The sequence below is a fragment of the Marinoscillum sp. MHG1-6 genome (assembly GCF_024714475.1).
In the GTDB taxonomy this organism is placed as follows: Bacteria; Bacteroidota; Bacteroidia; order Cytophagales; family Cyclobacteriaceae; genus JAMZMI01.
In genome coordinates, this window is sequence record NZ_JAMZMI010000003.1 from 127482 (window position 1) to 145636 (window position 18155).

General features: G+C 43.0%; 14 protein-coding genes and 1 tRNA gene. 4 read left to right on the forward strand and 11 right to left on the reverse strand.

Annotated features, from left to right (window positions below; genetic code table 11):
• Nucleotides 1–11 precede the first annotated feature (11 nt).
• The 7 genes from NXR94_RS08020 to NXR94_RS08050 all read right to left on the reverse strand — a co-directional run bounded on the left by NXR94_RS08020 (nucleotide 12) and on the right by NXR94_RS08050 (nucleotide 12038).
• Nucleotides 12–1532 carry a glycoside hydrolase family 32 protein gene (locus NXR94_RS08020; RefSeq protein ID WP_258104099.1) on the reverse strand — a complete coding sequence of 507 codons (1521 nt, stop codon included), beginning with the start codon at nucleotides 1530–1532 and terminating at the stop codon, nucleotides 12–14.
• Nucleotides 1533–1629: 97 nt separating this feature from the next.
• On the reverse strand, nucleotides 1630–3363 hold the full coding sequence (locus NXR94_RS08025; RefSeq protein ID WP_258104100.1) for a RagB/SusD family nutrient uptake outer membrane protein: 1734 nt from the start codon (nucleotides 3361–3363) through the stop codon (nucleotides 1630–1632).
• A 25-nt stretch (nucleotides 3364–3388) separates the two neighbouring features.
• Nucleotides 3389–6568: a TonB-dependent receptor gene (locus tag NXR94_RS08030; RefSeq protein WP_258104101.1), complete on the reverse strand. Its 3180-nt coding sequence runs from the start codon at nucleotides 6566–6568 to the stop codon at nucleotides 3389–3391.
• A gap of 48 nt (nucleotides 6569–6616) precedes the next feature.
• Nucleotides 6617–7966 carry a sugar porter family MFS transporter gene (locus NXR94_RS08035; protein ID WP_258104102.1) on the reverse strand — a complete coding sequence of 450 codons (1350 nt, stop codon included), beginning with the start codon at nucleotides 7964–7966 and terminating at the stop codon, nucleotides 6617–6619.
• A 182-nt stretch (nucleotides 7967–8148) separates the two neighbouring features.
• Nucleotides 8149–10923, reverse strand: coding sequence for a substrate-binding domain-containing protein (locus NXR94_RS08040; RefSeq protein WP_258104103.1), 2775 nt, complete (start codon nucleotides 10921–10923; stop codon nucleotides 8149–8151).
• Between the two features lie 123 nt (nucleotides 10924–11046).
• Complete coding sequence (locus NXR94_RS08045; RefSeq protein WP_258104104.1) at nucleotides 11047–11628, reverse strand: hypothetical protein; 582 nt, start codon at nucleotides 11626–11628, stop codon at nucleotides 11047–11049.
• Between the two features lie 336 nt (nucleotides 11629–11964).
• Nucleotides 11965–12038 (reverse strand) — tRNA-Arg (locus NXR94_RS08050).
• 145 nt (nucleotides 12039–12183) lie between these two features.
• Between NXR94_RS08050 and NXR94_RS08055 the strand changes: the two genes are divergently transcribed.
• Nucleotides 12184–12597 (forward strand): carboxypeptidase-like regulatory domain-containing protein, encoded by a 414-nt coding sequence (locus tag NXR94_RS08055; protein ID WP_258104105.1) that lies wholly within the window; start codon nucleotides 12184–12186, stop codon nucleotides 12595–12597.
• A gap of 135 nt (nucleotides 12598–12732) precedes the next feature.
• Complete coding sequence (locus tag NXR94_RS08060; protein WP_258104106.1) at nucleotides 12733–13572, forward strand: ATPase; 840 nt, start codon at nucleotides 12733–12735, stop codon at nucleotides 13570–13572.
• Here NXR94_RS08060 and NXR94_RS08065 read toward each other — a convergent pair whose 3' ends face one another.
• Nucleotides 13573–14139: a collagen-like protein gene (locus tag NXR94_RS08065; protein WP_258104107.1), complete on the reverse strand. Its 567-nt coding sequence runs from the start codon at nucleotides 14137–14139 to the stop codon at nucleotides 13573–13575.
• A 136-nt stretch (nucleotides 14140–14275) separates the two neighbouring features.
• Between NXR94_RS08065 and NXR94_RS08070 the strand changes: the two genes are divergently transcribed.
• Nucleotides 14276–14467 (forward strand): cold-shock protein, encoded by a 192-nt coding sequence (locus NXR94_RS08070; RefSeq protein ID WP_258104108.1) that lies wholly within the window; start codon nucleotides 14276–14278, stop codon nucleotides 14465–14467.
• Nucleotides 14468–14547: 80 nt separating this feature from the next.
• On the opposite strand, the gene NXR94_RS08075 is transcribed toward NXR94_RS08070, so the two are convergent.
• Nucleotides 14548–14961, reverse strand: coding sequence for an OsmC family protein (locus NXR94_RS08075; RefSeq protein WP_258104109.1), 414 nt, complete (start codon nucleotides 14959–14961; stop codon nucleotides 14548–14550).
• A gap of 175 nt (nucleotides 14962–15136) precedes the next feature.
• Between NXR94_RS08075 and NXR94_RS08080 the strand changes: the two genes are divergently transcribed.
• Nucleotides 15137–16192 carry a hypothetical protein gene (locus tag NXR94_RS08080; RefSeq protein ID WP_258104110.1) on the forward strand — a complete coding sequence of 352 codons (1056 nt, stop codon included), beginning with the start codon at nucleotides 15137–15139 and terminating at the stop codon, nucleotides 16190–16192.
• Nucleotides 16193–16353: 161 nt separating this feature from the next.
• Here the strand turns inward: NXR94_RS08080 and NXR94_RS08085 are convergent, their stop codons facing one another.
• On the reverse strand, nucleotides 16354–16698 hold the full coding sequence (locus NXR94_RS08085) for a hypothetical protein (protein WP_258104111.1): 345 nt from the start codon (nucleotides 16696–16698) through the stop codon (nucleotides 16354–16356).
• A gap of 115 nt (nucleotides 16699–16813) precedes the next feature.
• On the reverse strand, nucleotides 16814–18076 hold the full coding sequence (locus NXR94_RS08090; protein ID WP_258104112.1) for a sodium:proton antiporter: 1263 nt from the start codon (nucleotides 18074–18076) through the stop codon (nucleotides 16814–16816).
• Nucleotides 18077–18155 lie beyond the last annotated feature (79 nt).

Genomic DNA, 18155 nt, shown 5'->3' on the forward strand with positions numbered 1-18155 from the left:
GAATTGGTTATCTATTTCTCATCCCAAATGGAAGATACCTTGGCCATCTTCACCTCTGCATTTCCGGACGAGATTACAAACTTTGAGTATGGCTGGGTTGGAAATACCAGTTCGGTCATCACAAACTCTCCATCGTTGATAAAAATCTCTATGGATGCACGATCTATATAGATCTGTACCTTTCGAAGGTCCTCCAGAAAGTTTTCATAGCTGTGCATGGCAGCAAAGCCTTTTCCGAAATCGGTTTGACCACTGCTTGAACGATCGAAAGCGATGGATTCGGGTGAAATAGTGAAACCTACCTTTTCTCCCTTCTCATTTGACAATGAGGCCTTCAAATTCATCGCATCAAATCCGTTCAACTCAATCATCACCAATTCATCGGGAAGCACATAGCCATCTTCTTCGGATGTCGTCTCGACAGCAGTCAGATATGATTTTATCTCCTCAACCGGCTTCGATTGGAGAATTAATTCCTCTCCGATTTTGGTCAGTATCAATTCCCGTGGAAGCGTCATTGCACTTCTCCACTTGTAGGTTGGCACCTCCTGCCCATAATCCCAGTTACTCATCCACCCCAGGAATAATTGTCTGCCATCCTCTGCCGGAATATCTGACCATGTCACCCCTGCGTAGTTATCGGCACCAAGATCAATCCACCTGGTCACGGAGTCCTGAGGCACAAAATTGCTTCCATCGAATTCACCCAAAAAGTACTGCGTAGCAGAGCCTCCTTGAGGACCTCCGGGATTGATGCTTACAAACAGCACCCATCGCTCTTCGCCATCCTCTGTTTTCAATTTGAAAAGGTCAGGGCACTCCCATACGCCTCCATGTCCGCCAATTCCCTGACCAAATTCACTTTCCTTAGTCCATTCAATCAAATCATCAGAAGTATAAAATTCAATATGATCCTTCACAGCCAAAGCCATCACCCAACCATCGAACTCCTCCATCCAGGACACCTTCGGGTCCCTAAAGTCTGTAATACCCGGATTTACGAGCACCGGATTATTATCATATTTAGTCCAGGTTCTCCCTTTATCAAGACTGTAGGCAATTCCCTGATTTTGATGGTCCAAAGATTTCTTATCTGCTCCCACCGGATCATGATAGGTGAAAATGGCCACCATCGGCGGATTATCTTCTGTGCCTAATCCACTGGTATTGTTCCAGTCGATCACCGCGCTACCACTAAAAATATACCCCAGTTCATCAGGATAAAGCGCAATGGGTAGATGTTCCCAATTCATCATATCCGTAGATACCGCATGTCCCCAGTGCATAGGCCCCCAAACATTGCTGTCGGGATAGTATTGATAAAAAAGGTGATACTCACCCTCGTAATAAACCATCCCGTTAGGATCGTTCATCCAGTTTTCTTCGGGAGAAAAGTGAAATTGCGGACGGTACTTTTCTTCATCCAGTGCTTTGTTCTCCTCAGTAGTCTTTTGTGCCGGTTGACAACCAAACACCATTACCAGAGTGACGATAACAATGAATCGGAGGGTAGAATAAATCTTGATGATCATGACTGAAGGGGTTATGTTGAATATTTGTAATGACATAATACGAAAAAAAATCCAGGTCACCACTTATTGGTATGGGTGACCTGAATAACTACCAACCTCAATAATTCGGATTCTGTGTATATAACCCTTTTGTAAAATCAATTTCTCTTTGTGGAATGGGATAATACTCATCCCTGTTTGCAGTGAACTTGGCACTACTTAGAAAATCTCTTCTGGTTTTTTCCACATCCAGGTAAGCATTAAGCGTCTGCTCTGCTATTCCCCATCTTACCAGGTCAAAGAAGCGCTGGCCTTCTGTTGCAAACTCCAATCTACGTTCCCATCTCAAAGCCTCTCTCGCTCCTGCCTGATCCCATGTATAGTTCAGGTCTGTATATTCAGCAATATCATAATTGGAGGCAGGGCTTCCATCCGAAAACACGGTACGACCAGTGCTATTGGCAGCTCTTTGCCTTACCTGATTAATCAAATCCCTCGCTCCTACAAGATCTGTATTTAGCTCAATCAAAGCTTCCGCTTTCCAAAGCAGCACATCAGCGTACCGGATAAAATCGATGTTTTTAGACGAGCCAATGAATGGCCCCTGCTTGCTGTAGCAAGAACAATCAGCAGCCTGTTGCTCCTTCATACTGTGAAATCTTCCGTAAACGCCAGCATCACGCACCCAGCTATCGCTGAAAATATATTCGTCCTCATTTCTGTACTTGTAAGGGTGTCCATCCATACCCACCGTATGGTCAATTCTTGGATCCACCGTTTGTCCTGCCGGTGTAAAATCCTCAGGAGTTAGAGCCACATCATTGAAAGTGGTAAACTTCGGAAGGCCACTTTCTGTAGAAAAAGCATTGACCAGGTTGTGACTTGGCGCATGGAAACCGCAACAACCATATTGAGGAGCTCCGTGCGGGTAATTCAATCCGGTCGCAAAACTTAGTCGACCATAGGCTGTTCCATCGCTTATAGAGAACTGGGCAGCCCAAACTGACTCCACATCATTGTCGTAACCGTCCAGGAAGTTCTCCGCGAAATCCGGCTGTAAATCATAGTGACCGGAATTAATCACAGTATCACACAGATCCACTACTTCCTGCAGTCTTGCCGCATTGATATTTGTTACGGCATGATTATCGTCTGCCTGCTCATACGCCTGAAACAATCTTGTTTTAGCCAGGTAAGCAGCCGCTGAATATTTATTGGCTCTACCCACCTCCGGCTGAATTTCAGGAAGATTTTGCATCGCAAAAGTGAAGTCATCAGCAATTTTGTTCCACAATTCATCATTGGTCAGGTCAGTATTGGATACTGTCAAAGCATCCTCATTTGACAAACCATCATGAATGTAAGGAATTCTCTTGTAGAGTTTCTTTAGCACAAAATGGCTATGACCTCTCAAGAACCTCATCTCTGCGATTCGAGCTGTTTTATCAGCGTAATCGGCATCAGGGATCTCATTGAGTGCCCGGATCGCATAGGTTGTACGTGAAATCGCGCTGTACAGTAACTCCCATGTGTAAGTACCCATCCATTCCTGGCTAGGGTTAGTCAGGTTATACTGTTCGTAGTAGTTCACATCAGGTACATCGGCAACACCACCGCCACCCTTGTAGGCATCATCCGATCTTACACTACCATAGACCCACATGCTGGTTATTGGCCCGATCATATCGTCATTGGCAATACCCGCATAGGCTGCCACCACCAGGGCTTCTGCCGCCTCTATAGACGATCCCGCTCCTGAAACCTGCCCATGAGGCTCCGTTTCCAAAAAATCCTTGCATGATGAGAATGCCATCAATGCAATAACTGGTATGATATATTTTAATGTTTTCATCTTTATAAATCTTTATGGTTGAGAATTATAGCGCCAGGTTCACACCGAAAGAAAGACTTCTCGGAACCGGGATGATATCAAATGTTGTACGCTCAGGATCCGGCCCGGAGAAATCCTTTGATTTGATCACGAAAGGATTGTCAACTACGGCATAGACTCTTAGTCGATCAATGAACAACCTGTTCACCAAAGCACTTGGCAGCGTATAACCTACCTGAATGTTTCTCATCTTGAAATATGAGGTATTCACCATCAAATAGTCAGAAGTTCTGGTCTCATTGTTACCATCCGATAGCGTCAAAGCAGGAATCGTAGCAGTTGGGTTGTCCGGTGTCCAGGCATCAAATACACCCGGTCCAACGTTCTCCCGTCCTCTGATGAATTCATTGAGGAACTTATAGTTGTCAAAGCCTTCTCTTCCGGCAATACCTGAACCGAACAATGAGAAGTCAAAATTCTTATAGTTGATGTCCAGCCGAATACCATATTCCAAATCAGGCAATTGGGTGCCAATGAAAGTCTGATCTAGTGAGTTGATGGTATTATCTCCATTCAAGTCCATATAGCGGATTCTTCCAGGACCTGCACCTACCTGCGTAGCATGTGCATCTACTTCTTCCTGGCTTTGGAAGATTCCATCTGCACGGTATCCAAAAATGGAAAGATTAGAATGGCCTAGTATATCCTGCTCTGAGTTACCAGGGAATGCCGCTCTCACCTCTTCAGGAAGTTTGGTGATTTTATCCTTGAAATGGCTGGCATTTAAGTTGATGCTCCAGTTGAAGTCTTGCGACACTTCCTTCAGATAGTTCAGATTGAATTCCCAACCTTTGTTTTCAATGGTCGCTCCATTCACAAATCTCAATTGTCCTTCTCCAAGCACTGAAGCTACAGGAGGCTGTATCAAAATACCATCAGTCGTTTTACTGAAGTAGTCAAATGAACCAATCACAGCAGCCTGGAAAAGTGAGAAGTCTACCCCAAGGTTAATTTCAGAAGTAGCCTCCCATCTCAAATCAGGATTTGCTGATTGGATGAAAGCAAAACCGGAAGGCAGATTTCCTGTGTTATTACCAGAAAGGTCATAAGCAGTTCCAATATTCCAGTATTGATCAAAAAATCCAACGTGACCAATACCATCCACCTGTGCAGCAGATTGCCCATATCTCGGAGCCAATAGCCCCAAACTTGGGTATGCTCCAATATCCTGGTTACCAACTTCACCATAACCAGCTCTTACTTTCAAGCTGGATAAGAAAGGGATGTCCTGCATGAAAGCTTCTTTACCTAATTTCCATGCTACCGATGCAGACGGGAAGAAACCATAGCGATTTTCCTCACCGAATCGGGAAGAACCATCTCTTCGAACGGTCACTGCAGCCAGGTATTTGTCCCTAAAAGCATAATTCACCTTGGCAAATTGAGAGAGCAACCTACTATCCTCCTGATTACCAAAAGCATTTCCATTGCTGGTACCTGCAGATAGCGTGAAAAATTCTTCCGTCTGAATGGAGAAGTTATCCTTCACACCCTGCTGGAAGATAGCCTGATCATCAATCGACTCCACCCCAAGTAATATCCCCAGTGTACTGGAACCTAAATCCACATTGTAGTTCAAAAAGTTGGTCCAAACCAAACTGGTAAATTGATTATTGGTCTGTATCAGGCGATTGACGTCTCTTGCGATAAAGCCTTCAGAAAAGGACTGCTCAATGTCTTTGTCACTTACCCGGGAAATGTCATAGCCCAGGGAAGTTCTGAATTTTAGGTTTTCTATGATATCCAGCTCAGCGAAAATATTTCCATAAAGAAACTGCCTGTTGGTATTGTCCCAACGATTGATGTACTGCATATGAACCGGGTTATTTCTATCGGAATAACCTGCACCCAATGGACCAGCATACTCCCCATTCAGCGTATAAACTGGAATAGTTGGTGCCAGGGTAACTGCCAACTGAGGCGTCGGCGCACTTCCAAGGTCAGGGGTCTCTAAGGTCTCATTGGAATTGACAAACTGGGTGTTCACCCCAATTCGAAGCTTTTTATCAAAATGAGAAGTAATGGCATTCACCCGAGCAGATGTACGCTCATAATCAGTGTATTTAAGAATACCTGTATTCTTCATATGGCCAACACTTACCAGAACAGAAGAAACATCACTTCCTCCATAGACCGTCAGGTTATTGTTGTATACAAAACCAGTTTCGTAAGATTCATCCTGCCAGTCAGTATCGCCTACCGGCACGTTGGTGTCTCCTCCCACATAGGGCTGAACGGTTACACCATTTAGCACAGGATTATTAAAATCCCCATTCCAGTCAAAATTGTAAATCTCTCCATATCCGGAAGCAGGATCCACTCCATCGTTAACTGAGGCCTGCCACAGGGCTCTTCCTCTTTCTTCCGCATTGAGCATTTTCACCCTCAGATTTTTCTCTGACTGCATAGAGAAGTGGGTATTGTACAAAACCTTCAACCCATCCGTCTGGCTACTACCATCCTTGGTTTTAACGATCACCACACCATTGGACGCTCTTGACCCATAAATGGAGGCCGATGCCGCATCTTTCAGCACCTGGATTGACTCAATTGCATCAGGAGTAAGCGTTTGTAGAATGTCCGGTCTTTTAGTTGGAAGTCCGTCAATGATATAAAGAGGATCATTGTTTCCAAGGGTATTTTGTCCCCTTACCAGTATCCGACTGTTCGCACCGGAAGGAGAGCCATTCTTTTCTATATAGAGACCTGCTACCCTACCCTGTAACGCCTGCATGGGGTTACCCGAAGTCTGGGCAACCGGGCCAACTTTCTCTAGCTCTACCACCTGGATCGCTCCTGTTAAGTCTTCTTTTTTCTCTGTGGTATAACCCACAACAACGATCTCCTCAAGCTCCTTGGAACTAACCCCAAGGGAAATATCAAAGCTGGATGATTCACTTACCTTTATCTCTTGTGAGGCATAGCCAACATAAGTGAACACGAGTATGTCTTCAGGAGAGGCTGACAGTGTATAGTTACCATTGAAATCAGTAACCGTTCCAGAGGATGTACCTTTAATAAGTACGGTGACCCCGATGAGAGGCTCCCCCGAATCTTGATCTGTGATCTGCCCGGAGATACTGCTCTCCTGAGCCAGCAGGTTGTGTATGCTTCCCAGCATCACAAGAAACCCTACCAAAATAAATTTTGAGTAATAGTTTAACATATCATATGGTTTTGTTGTGTGAATGAATTAAAACTTTGATTCAGTGCTTTATCGCGCCATCTGCTTACCCAGCTCTTCAAGTGGCACCCCTCGTGTTTCGGGCATCTTGAAGTGGACAAACAAGAGTTGCAGCACCATCATTGCGGTGAAAAAGACAAATACATAGCCGGGGTTATCAGCACCGCTCAGTACTGGTGGCAGAAAGACCGTAATCAGGGCGGCCATTACCCAGTGGGTAGAACTCCCAAAGGACTGACCATCTGCCCGGAGATGATTTGGAAAAATTTCAGATATAAAAACCCATATCACCGTACCCTGTCCAATGGCATGGGCAGCAATGAAAATGAAAAGAAACAATGGAACCGCCAGCCCAGACCAGTTCTGGAAGAAGGCCATCGCCACCAGGCTGAGCGAAACAATGTACCCAAATGAACCAATATACATTAGGGTTTTTCTTCCCAACTTGTCAATCAGGTTAAGGCCGACAAGAGTAAATACCATATTGGTAACCCCTATTCCAATGCTACTCAACAATGCCGAGCTAGCTTCCAGTCCGGCCTCAGCCATGATCCTTGGAGCATAATAAAGAACTGCATTGATTCCTGAAGCCTGATTAAAGAAGGCTACTAAAAAAGCGAGCATCACAGGAAACCTGTATTTCGCCCTAAATATTGAATCTCCATGAGCAGATTCCCTGGCTTCCTCCTCCAGGGCATCCAGTGCTTCATCATGATTAACATTTGGATCAGAAGCAATGCTTTCAAAAATCTGTTTAGCATTTTCACGATCACCTTTATGAAGAAGCAACCATCTTGGCGACTCAGGAAGCCTGAACACCATGATACCATAGAAAAAAGCTGGAATAGCCTCCACCCCAATCATCCATCTCCATGCATTTTCCCCAATTCCCTGAAGTAAATAATTGGAAACGAAGGCAATAAGGATTCCCAATACAATATTGAACTGATAGAGGGCAACCAACTTACCTCTTTGTGCTGCCGGAGCAATCTCTGACACATAGGCCGGGGCTGCAATGGTCGACGCTCCTACTCCCAGTCCTCCGATAAATCGAAAAAAAGAAAACCAGTAAGGGTCTGAGACAGCAGCAGAGCCCAGAGCTGAAATGAAGTACAATACACCTATTAATATAAGCGTCGGCCTACGCCCCAACCTATCGGTCGGGATGTTTCCAAAGATGGCCCCGATAACTGTTCCCCACAGGGCCATGGACATGACTACAAAGCCATGAAAGAGATTGGATGAGTTCCATAACTCCTGAAGCTGCTTATCCGCTCCCGATATAACTACAGTATCAAAACCAAAAAGAAAACCTGCGAGCGCAACAACAATAGAGTAATATAGAATTCGTCCGTTCATGGGTGTATGTGTTTCTAGCAAAACTAGAAGCGTATCCCTGAAAACGTTTGCAAGATTGTTTCAATCAATTATGGTTTTGATACATAATCAACATTAAAATGAAATAATGTTAATATATGACCTGTGAACGGGTTTGAAATAGATAATTTTTCAAAATGGGTTTTGAAAATGTTACACACTTTCAATATTGATACCTCAACCGCTTAAGATTTTCGATTTTTCGACTTAAAATCAGAAGGAGATGAACCAAAATGATTCTTAAAAGCGGTCGAAAAATAGGCCGGTGTTGAAAATCCGGTCTCATAGGCCACCTCAGAGACGGTCATATCCTGCTCGAGAATTAGGTGTTTGGCTTTCTTCAGTCTCACGCCAATGATGTAATCATTTACCCCAATTCCCAAAATGGCTTTCACTTTGCGGTAAAGCTGCACCCGGGACATGTTCAATAAATCACCCAGTTGATTCACTCCGAATTGTGGATCAGAAATATGTTCCTCTACCACAGCAGCCAACTCACTGATAAACTTACGCTCACCCTTACCACTATTGCCATTGGTTTGAGCAAGTGGCAATTCATGAATGTAATGCTGGCGAAGTTTTTCCCTGTTAACCAAAATAGTGTGAATACGCTCCAAAAGCATGGTAAAATCGAAAGGTTTAGTCATGTAGTCCTCCGCACCCAGTCGAATACCCTTTAGATGGTCCTCCATGCTTGTCTTGGCTGTGAGTATGATAATAGGAATATGAGAAGATTTCACATCAGACTTGAGAGTGCTAATCACTTCGAAACCATCTTCCCCATCCAAACTCAGATCACAAATAATCAAATCAGGAACATGCTCAAAGGCTTTCGTGATACCCTCCTGAACATTAGAGGCGGAGATCACTTCAAATTCACTCTGCAATCTGGTGGTCAGGTACCCCTTGAGCTCTTCATGATCCTCAATGATCAATACGGAATGTTCCCTGGAATGAATAGCCCCTCCTTCCAATGGAGTAATATCAACCTTTTCCTCCTCCATAATAGAATGAGATAGTTCCGTGAGCCCGGACACCTCCTGCATGATTTCATCTTCCGAAAAATGAGTATTGCCCAAAGGCAAGGTCACCTCAAACTGGGTACCAACATTTACCTTACTCAATACCGCAATCTTACCGTGATGCATTTCCACAAACTCCTTCGTAAGGGCCAGCCCCAGTCCAGTTCCCAAACTGTAGTTTTTGCTTCCCTGGTAGAACCGATCAAAGACATGGGATACTTGCTCCAGTGTCATCCCATTGCCCGTATCCTCCACCTTGATGCTAACCTGATTATTTTCAACATCAGCTTGAACCGTCAAAATGATTTTACCCCCGTATGGGGTGAATTTGAACGCATTGGACAGCAGGTTGAAAAACACCTTATCCATCATGCTTTGATCCATCCAAACCCGAAGATCCGATGATTGTACGTGGAGCTGCAGGTCAATGCCCTTATCATTGGCCAACCGCTTAAAGCTGTTGATGATGTTTCTCAGGAAGGCATTCAGGTCACATTCAGCTACTCTGATCTTCATCTTGGCGTTGTCGATCCGTCTAAAGTCCATCAGTTGATCTACCAGACGCAGCAACCGCTGAGAGTTCCCCTTTATGAGTTTTAGGTCTTTGATGAATCTGCCAGCATCCTTATCCCTGAGCATGTCCTCAATAGGTCCGCTGATCAACGTGAGTGGCGTCCTGAACTCATGCGAAATATTAGTAAAAAACTTAAATCTGGCCGCATTCGCCTCCTCAGCCTCTTTAGAATACCTTATAATTTCGTTCTGCTGATCAATTACCTTTTGATTCTTTTCAGCCAGCTCCTGTACGATTTTCTGTTTTTCCCTCGCATTGTAAATAATGAGCGCAGCCAGGATCGTGATGATGACAAAACCGCCCAGAAGCAGGTAGATGAAAATTCTCTGATTATCATAATCCCGAATTTGCTCAATGATTTTGCGCTGTTGACGCTCAATATTCAATTGTTGACTTAGTATTTTATCCATCTGGAGTCTGATCATCCTTACATTGTCACCATTGACCAGTGTAGTATGAAGAATATGCTCTTTCTCCACAGATTGTCCTCTTAGAATCTCTGCTGCCAATTTGATGGCCTCCTGTCCCCCTGTTGGATAGAGTAGTGTCGCAGCAAGTATACCTCTCTCAACCAGTTCTAATCCCCCATTCGCTCCCGGCAGCCCATCGACCCCAATGATTTTCACCTGATCAGACAAACCCTCCTTTTTACAAATTTCATAGGCTCCCAGAGCCATACGATCATTATGAGCAAAGATTAAATCTACATCTCTGTTGTCATTAAGGATCCGCGCAAGGTTACGCTCCGCATCAGCCCTCGTCCAGTCCGTTTCAAGGTCAATCCTGTCAAACTGCTCCTGATCGATATATTGATCAAAACCTGCACTGCGTTCCTGTGCAGGAGTAGACCCCTTCAACCCCCTGAGTTCTATGACCTTATCTCCGGGGTTGATCAGCGTTGATGCATATTGTCCGGCCAGCTGCCCTATTTCCAGGTTATTGGCGCCGATATAGGTGCTATAAAGGTCAGAGCTGGTTTTTCGATCAATAATAATCACCGGAATATTCTCCAGATAAGCCTTTTCCACGTAGGGAGTAATGGGTTCTGCTTTTATAGGAGAAACAATGATCAGATCCACCTTTTGCTCAATGAATTGCTCGATCTGGGCAATTTGCCTGGCTACATCATCTTCGGCATTTTCAATGATAAGTTCTATTTCCGGGTAAAAAACAAGCTCGCGCCGCATCGCTTCGTGCATATTCATGCGCCACTCATCGTTAGACGCCTGCGCCAGCCCTACCGTATAAGTTTCCTCTTTTCTTGAGCTGGAACAAGAGATGAAAAAAATAGTGAGGACGAAAGTTGTAAGAAGTGCCCGGTTGGGTGTTTTCACAAAATCAGAAATCCTTTTCCTATAGCTCATTCGACGGTTACAATTCGAGAATTCTAAAGGTATTGAATTTTCTAATATATGAGGGCTGTGAAGGTCTGTCTGGATTAAATCTGGTGGGCCGCAGCTATGCTTAGGCCATACTTGACGTGCTTTTTACTTTCTGTCGAAAAATTCCTTAATTCCATTGAACTCTATAATACTTCCCACACCAAAACTCAGTCCACCAACAATACTAAACCCATTTATTATACCTTGCCTTCGGTCAAGGTCATCCTGCGTAAAATTGTCAGGAAGATCAGCATTCACAATTAACAAGGCACCAACTACCAGACCCATACCTAAAAACTGAAGCGCTTTACCTCCAGAAACTTGATTGATACTACCTTCAGGGTTAAAATTCTTACTCACTTGAGGATCATCGAGATTTGACGGTGGCCGTAACTTCATTAGATCAGATGCGTACATCGTATCTGAGTACCTGTCAACAACTTTTATGTCAGCAGTATTCAACTTCTCAACCACCTGATCTATCGGTTCTTCATAGAACATGACCGCCTTTATCCTACTGAAAGACAGATTTCCTCCTTTACAATAAAGGACATTGTCTCCAGCAGCATTGATTACATCATTTATGAAGTAGCTCGAGTCCTCTTCCATCATATGGATCTTTACAGTTTGAGCCTGAATACAAGAAAGAAACCAAAAGGAAACCATTGCAGCGATTATATACCTCATAATCGTTTTTTTATTCTAAATAACGACATATAAGGTTATTTCACAAGTTATCGCTTTTAATGGTTCCAGAATGTGAGCCGATATTTATTGAATTCAGCATGCCATCCCGCACTAGTGAAAATCCCCCTAATCAGGCGAGATCATCCGCTTGTAATCATTCCAGGGAACACCTTTTCAACCAAATGATTCGAATCAAAAAAGATTGAGATCAATAATGGCAACCATTACAAAAACAAAAAGCCTGTTCATTTCTCAAAGAACAGGCTTTAATAGCGCACTCGGATGGATTCGATCGCAGCGGCGAACCGCCCATCAACCCCCAGAGCCGAAACAATGTGCACTCGGAAGGATTCGAACCCTCAACCCCCAGAGCCGAAATCTGGTATTCTATCCAGTTGAACTACGAGTGCTAAAAAAGGATTGCAAATATAGCACGAGGATCATCAACTCAAAATGAAAAACACACGATGCTTTTGATTAGCAATTTTCTACATTAACAACGGATTTCTTTAACTTTCCATTTCATAAGCCTACTTAACCTTTGATATCCGATTTATGAAGTCTTTCTTATTTGTCATCGCATTTTCCCTGAGCCTGTTATCATTCGGTCAAACCATAAAAGGATATGTTGTTAATGAAGACAATGAGCCTGTAATTGGAGCTAAAGTAATGGAAGCAGGTTCGAGAAACGGAACAACAACGAATATCGATGGAAGCTTTCTGGTAATGCTCAATGACAGCTCATCTCAGCTCATCTTTAGTTTCGTAGGATATGAAACTGATTCTCTTTTGCTCACAAATGAAAAATTGAATCAGGTGGTTCTTAAAAAACAGCCTGAAGTTGTGGTGGAAGCAGAGTCTAGTCCCTTTAGTTATTTTTCTGATTATCGATTTTGGCTTCTTGCAGTTTGGGTGGTGATAATCGTATGGTTGGTACTCCGGACCTTCCGCGGCGTTGCCTCTGCCTGAAGTAATTCTGCATTCTAAAAAGACTTCCTGGCCACTTTTCTGATTATCTTTCATTGCATTGAATGTAAGATTCGAAGTTTATTCCTGTTTCTGAACCTAATATTGGATTGGAATAGCCTATTAGAATAACCCAATTTGAACCCTAAATATAAGATCCGTAAGTACTCCGGAGATTTGGACGTCTTCTCGGAGGACAAACTCGTTCAGAGCCTTGAAAACTCAGGAGTTAAACGTAATGCTATTGATTATGTTAGGGATGGAGTTACAAAAGAACTCTATGACGGGATCAGCACGAAAGAAATTTACCAAATCGCTCATAAGCTCCTTAGGAAAAAGGAATTTGCTAAAGCCTCGCAGTATCGCCTCAAACAATCTTTGATTGAACTGGGACCGACCGGATACCCATTCGAGCTTTTCGTTTCAGAACTAATGAAAGCAGAGGGCTATGAAACTAAAACCAGTCAGATCATGGAGGGAAAATGTGTTTCACATGAGGTGGACGTTCTTGCTGAAAATGAGTTTGAAGTCATGATGATCGAATGCAAATTCCATAATAAGGCAGGATACAAATCTGATGTCAAAATCCCGCTTTATATACAAAGTCGATTTGTGGATTTGAGGGATCAATGGCAACAAACCAATCAATTCTCCGGGAAAAGGCCTAAAGGGGCCATTGCTACCAATACGAGATTTACAGAAGATGCTATCGCCTACGGCACCTGCACAGGACTTATGCTTATGAGTTGGGATTTTCCGGAAAAAGGAAGTTTAAAGCAGCTGGTCAATAAGCATATGCTTTATCCGATCACAAGCTTACAAACATTGACTAAAAAGGATAAACAAACACTGATCGAGCAGGGCATAGTGGCTACAAAAATGCTTTGCGACCACTTCGACCTGCTCGATCAATTAAGATTGCCCAATAGTAAGCTCCAAAAGGTTATTACCGAGGCCAACCTGGTTTGTGAGTTATAATTATTTCCTATCCATTTGATTATCGTGAGTTGTTCTCAACTCAGGCAAACCAAGAGCTTCCTCGATGGCATAGTAGTCGCTGGCATCCACTCTGGCTGCTTGCCAAAAGTCTCCTGGAACCACCACAATTCTAGCCACCCATTCGTCGGTATCTATAGCGCTAAGTTCACTTAAAGGGAAGGTCGCATCCAGGAATAACCTTACGTCGAACTTCGTGAAATCATATTTATAAAGCAGTACATCCCCACCTTCGAATAAAATTTGTTGATCTAGTTTTCTCCAGATTTCCACTCCTTCATTATCAACTCCCCATAACAAATAAACCAGCGCCACATCTGAATCGTACCCTTCAAATCCATCATAATAAGGCAGGATTACTTCATATCCATTACCTGAGGTGAAGTTGATATTTTCATATTCAAAGACAAAACCACTCTCACCCGGTGCACCTATCGGTCCTTCCGGACCAGGTATGCCTTGTGGGCCCTGAGGGCCTATAACTGTTTCTGTACAAGAGGTTAATAAACTGACTATCAGTAGTATCGGTATAATTTGGATCGTTTTCATGACTTTTATTTGTTTGCTTTGACCTACACTTACCAAACACCGTTCCAAAAAATTTTTTCACCGCTAATCAACCAGTAAATGGAATACACGTAATATTTACATACATTTACTTTTTATCAATTTTATTACTATTACAATGAACACAGGAAAAGTGAAATTCTTTAACGATTCAAAGGGTTACGGATTTATCAAGGAGGATGGATCGGAAAAAGAATATTTCGTCCACATTTCTGGCCTAATCGACCAGGTTGGTCAAAACGATGAAGTAACCTTCGACTTGAAAGAAGGTAAAAAAGGATTAAATGCGATTAACGTGAAACTGGCGTAAGCCAATTGAAATAAAGTATTTTAATCAAGTCTGAAGCCTCCCAAGTGGGAGGCTTTTTTATTTCTTCAAAATAATTCCGATTACTTCTCTCGAACGATTTCGAAAGTATGGGTAAGGTTGATATCAGGATTCAAAGACGCAGAAACAGAACAGTATTTTGTAACTCCAAGATTTACCAGGCGCTCCGCTTCCTGCTCTGTTAAATCGGGAGAAACAAAAGTGTATTTGATATTGATATCGATGAATTTCTTTGGAATATCCTCTCTCCTGGTTCCCTCTACCTCTCCATAAAAGTCAACAAGGGTCTTCCTTCTCTTCTTTACCATTTGCACAATATCCACCGCAGCACAGGCAATCACACCAGACAAAAGCAGTTGCATTGGAGACATCGCTTTCTTATCTTCTGCTGCTAGCATATCAATTTCCAATCTGTTACCACTTTCATTTTCGCAGTAATACTCCTTGTCGTCTTTAAAGCCCAGCTTGATTTTCATTTCTTGTGATTTTTTGAAGTTGCAAATATGGCGAACAGAATTATTTAACGGAAAGTTTAGCTTCAGCAATTATTTATTATCCAAACCTAAAATGAGCCTCCTTTTTTTTGAAATTCTATTTTGGTTACCCTCCGCAATAGGCTAACTTTGCCAACTATTTAAAAACTAGAGGGCTATGATCATTCCGAAGGAAGCAAAGTTAACTTCAGAACAACTCAAAGAAGTTACCAAAATTGTAGAAGAGTACAACTGTAGAATCCAGCCGATAGAAGGTCATCACAGGAGCATTTATGCGGTTCTTGGTGAGGAACGTGAGACCATCATGATCAACAGGATTCTCGGTCTGGATTATGTAGATCGGTTTGATGCTATTGATTCGCCATTTAAGCTGATGGACGTAAAGTCTGAGTTGGCGCATCATAAAATCTCTATCGGTGGCAACATCGTAGGCGAAAGCCCATTTATTATTGCCGGTCAATGCACGATAGACCCTAAAAACCCTAATTTGTTTTTAGAGACTGCTCACGCTGTAAAAGAAGCAGGAGCAAAAGCCATTCGTGGTGGTGTCTGGAAGCCAAGAACAATGCCTTACTCCTTCCAGGGTGACGATAGCTCTATGCAGATATTATTAGATGCCAAAGCTGCTACTGGTCTTCCTGTGGATACAGAAGTGATGGACGAGCATCAACTAAAACTTGCGGTAGAAGCCGGAGTTGACGTTCTTCAGGTTGGTGCAAGAAATGCACTGAACTACTCCCTGCTAAAGCAAATCGGAGAAATGACTGCCGATAAAAAAATCGCAGTTCTTCTGAAGCGTTCCATTGGCATGGGACCGGTAAATGAATTCATCGCGGCATCAGAATATATTGCGGCTGCAGGTAACCCTGACGTGTTGTTATGTCCAAGAGGAACTTCACCGACCATGGACGGATACAGAAATCATCCAGACGAATGCATCACGCCACTTCTAAAGGAAAAAACATGGGCACCGGTTATTGTTGACCCATCTCACTCTGTTGGTAGAGCTAAATACGTTCCTTCTGCAGCTATGGCAGCTATGGCTTACGGCGCAGATGGCGTAATCATTGAAACCCACTGTCAACCATCAAAAGGAATTGGTGATGACCCGAAACAGTCTATCACTCCTGAAGTACTAACAAAGTTGATCAGCGACATCAATAGTATCTGGGAAATAAGAAGTCACTACAAGCAGGCAGCAGTTATTGCTTAAGATTAAGATCGAATTATATATTCATATCAAAGCCCGGCCAACTGGTCGGGCTTTTTCATTCACGTAGATACTATCAAATCTACATAGCAAAAAAATGGTCCCGACCGTCGCCGGGACCATGAACATAAACCAACTTCAGTGCTTATGCATTTTGGAGTATCTTAATTATCAGTATTCGCCAATCTCATTGGGCTCACCTGATCATCATCTTCCCATATTTTCCTGTTTTTGGCCTCAGGGCCTTTCAGTTTCACCGGGTTAGAGTCCATGTTGACAACCAACGTAGGCGTATTTTGACTTTCTTCAGACCAAACTTTGAGATTTTTGGCTTCTGGTCCTTTAATCTCTTGTCTCTCTTTTACGACAACCACAGTGGTAGATTTTTCTTTATCTAACCATGGTTTATAATTCTTTGCTGCAGGGCCCTTCAACGAGGTACGGCCTTGAGCGAAAGAAAATGATACAACTAACAATAATGCGAATGATGTAAGTGCTATGCGTTTCATGATGTTATCTATTTGTTTCTGTACTACAATTTTACGGCATGTAAACCCTCGCGTTCCTAGGTGAAAAATTGTAATTTTTTCTGGGGATAAATACGGATTTCAGCCCTCCGTATTTTTACGGATGTATCTCAGGAGTATGCTTGATTCGATAGTTTTTCATAGCCATGGGTAGCGTCAATCCCTGATAAAGCACAGAGCAAACGACCACTACATAAGTCATGGTTACGATAAGTTCGTGCCCTTCAAACCCGTGCATAGACAGTGAAACTGCTACAGGAAGTCCTCCCCGCAAGGCTCCCCATGATAGCACCGAAATAGTACTATTATCAAAATCATGTGAAAAAGACATCAACCTCACGGGTATGAATACGCTAACCCATCTGGCAAAAAGTACAATGTTAACGGCGAAAAAACCTGCAGCGAAATAGTCCAGCCTCAGTGGAATGACCAGCATTTCGAAACCGATAAGAACAAACAACATAGCTCCGAGCGTGTCTTCCATTAGTTTCCAAAACTTAAATACATAGGTCCCAGCTGCGTGCTCAGTATCCGGATGATGGCCAAGGTTTCCGATCATGAGGCCTGTTGTAATGGCCATCATTTTTGAAGAAACCATTATGTAATCCGCAATCCACGCACTTGACATCACTAGTGCCAGCGTTATCAAGACTTCGATCTGAACATGCTCATTATCTATGAATTGCAACACTTTGTATCCTACCCAGCCAAAAACAGCTCCCAGGATCAATCCACCAATCAGTTCTCTAGCCAAAACCGATAACGCCATATCCATAGTTAAATCATATTGTAGCCTCTGTGTGTAAATATCCACGAAAATAAGAGCCAGTACTACAGCTAGACTACTCCCAACGATGGCTTCTCCAAGCACCTTGTTTTCTAACTTTTGAGATAAATCAAATCTTTTGATCATGCTGGTAATGGCTGTGGGGTCCATAGCGGAAATGAGTGTGCCAAATATCAAACACACCATATAACTCACCTTTAAGGACATAGCCTGAAAAACAAACCACATACTGGTAGCAATCACCAGGCTTGATACCACCACTCCAAAGAACCCCAACACCAATACCGGAACCTTTTGCTTACCTAGCGATTGAAAATTGAGATTGAGGGCTCTTGAAAAAAGTATCACATTGAGTACAAACTGATCCAGAATTTCAACATAGTCAAATTGTCGAATGTATCTGGCCAGATTAAGATTAGGAAAAAGGCTACCTATCATCAGAACGGCCAGTGACAGCACCAAGGCCATCACCATCAAACCCACAGCTGACGGCAGCTTCAAAAAGAACGCATTGATAAAAATGAAAACCCCTGAAAAGAAAATGAGAATAGCGATAACATCAAATACGTTCATACCAAATGTGACTGATCAATAAAGCCACAATTTAGAATGGGTAATCATCCCGTAGTTTCGCAAAAAACCCTTATTTCCT

What these genes read in the sequence shown, in the direction of transcription:
- NXR94_RS08020 (WP_258104099.1), bottom strand. Translation starts at nt 1,532, where the DNA reads ATGATCATCAAGATTTATTCTACCCTCCGATTCATTGTTATCGTCACT.
- NXR94_RS08025 (WP_258104100.1), bottom strand. Translation starts at nt 3,363, where the DNA reads ATGAAAACATTAAAATATATCATACCAGTTATTGCATTGATGGCATTC.
- NXR94_RS08030 (WP_258104101.1), bottom strand. Translation starts at nt 6,568, where the DNA reads ATGTTAAACTATTACTCAAAATTTATTTTGGTAGGGTTTCTTGTGATG.
- NXR94_RS08040 (WP_258104103.1), bottom strand. Translation starts at nt 10,923, where the DNA reads ATGAGCTATAGGAAAAGGATTTCTGATTTTGTGAAAACACCCAACCGG.
- NXR94_RS08045 (WP_258104104.1), bottom strand. Translation starts at nt 11,628, where the DNA reads ATGAGGTATATAATCGCTGCAATGGTTTCCTTTTGGTTTCTTTCTTGT.
- NXR94_RS08055 (WP_258104105.1), top strand. Translation starts at nt 12,184, where the DNA reads ATGAAGTCTTTCTTATTTGTCATCGCATTTTCCCTGAGCCTGTTATCA.
- NXR94_RS08065 (WP_258104107.1), bottom strand. Translation starts at nt 14,139, where the DNA reads ATGAAAACGATCCAAATTATACCGATACTACTGATAGTCAGTTTATTA.
- NXR94_RS08070 (WP_258104108.1), top strand. Translation starts at nt 14,276, where the DNA reads ATGAACACAGGAAAAGTGAAATTCTTTAACGATTCAAAGGGTTACGGA.
- NXR94_RS08075 (WP_258104109.1), bottom strand. Translation starts at nt 14,961, where the DNA reads ATGAAAATCAAGCTGGGCTTTAAAGACGACAAGGAGTATTACTGCGAA.
- NXR94_RS08080 (WP_258104110.1), top strand. Translation starts at nt 15,137, where the DNA reads ATGATCATTCCGAAGGAAGCAAAGTTAACTTCAGAACAACTCAAAGAA.
- NXR94_RS08085 (WP_258104111.1), bottom strand. Translation starts at nt 16,698, where the DNA reads ATGAAACGCATAGCACTTACATCATTCGCATTATTGTTAGTTGTATCA.
- NXR94_RS08090 (WP_258104112.1), bottom strand. Translation starts at nt 18,076, where the DNA reads ATGAACGTATTTGATGTTATCGCTATTCTCATTTTCTTTTCAGGGGTT.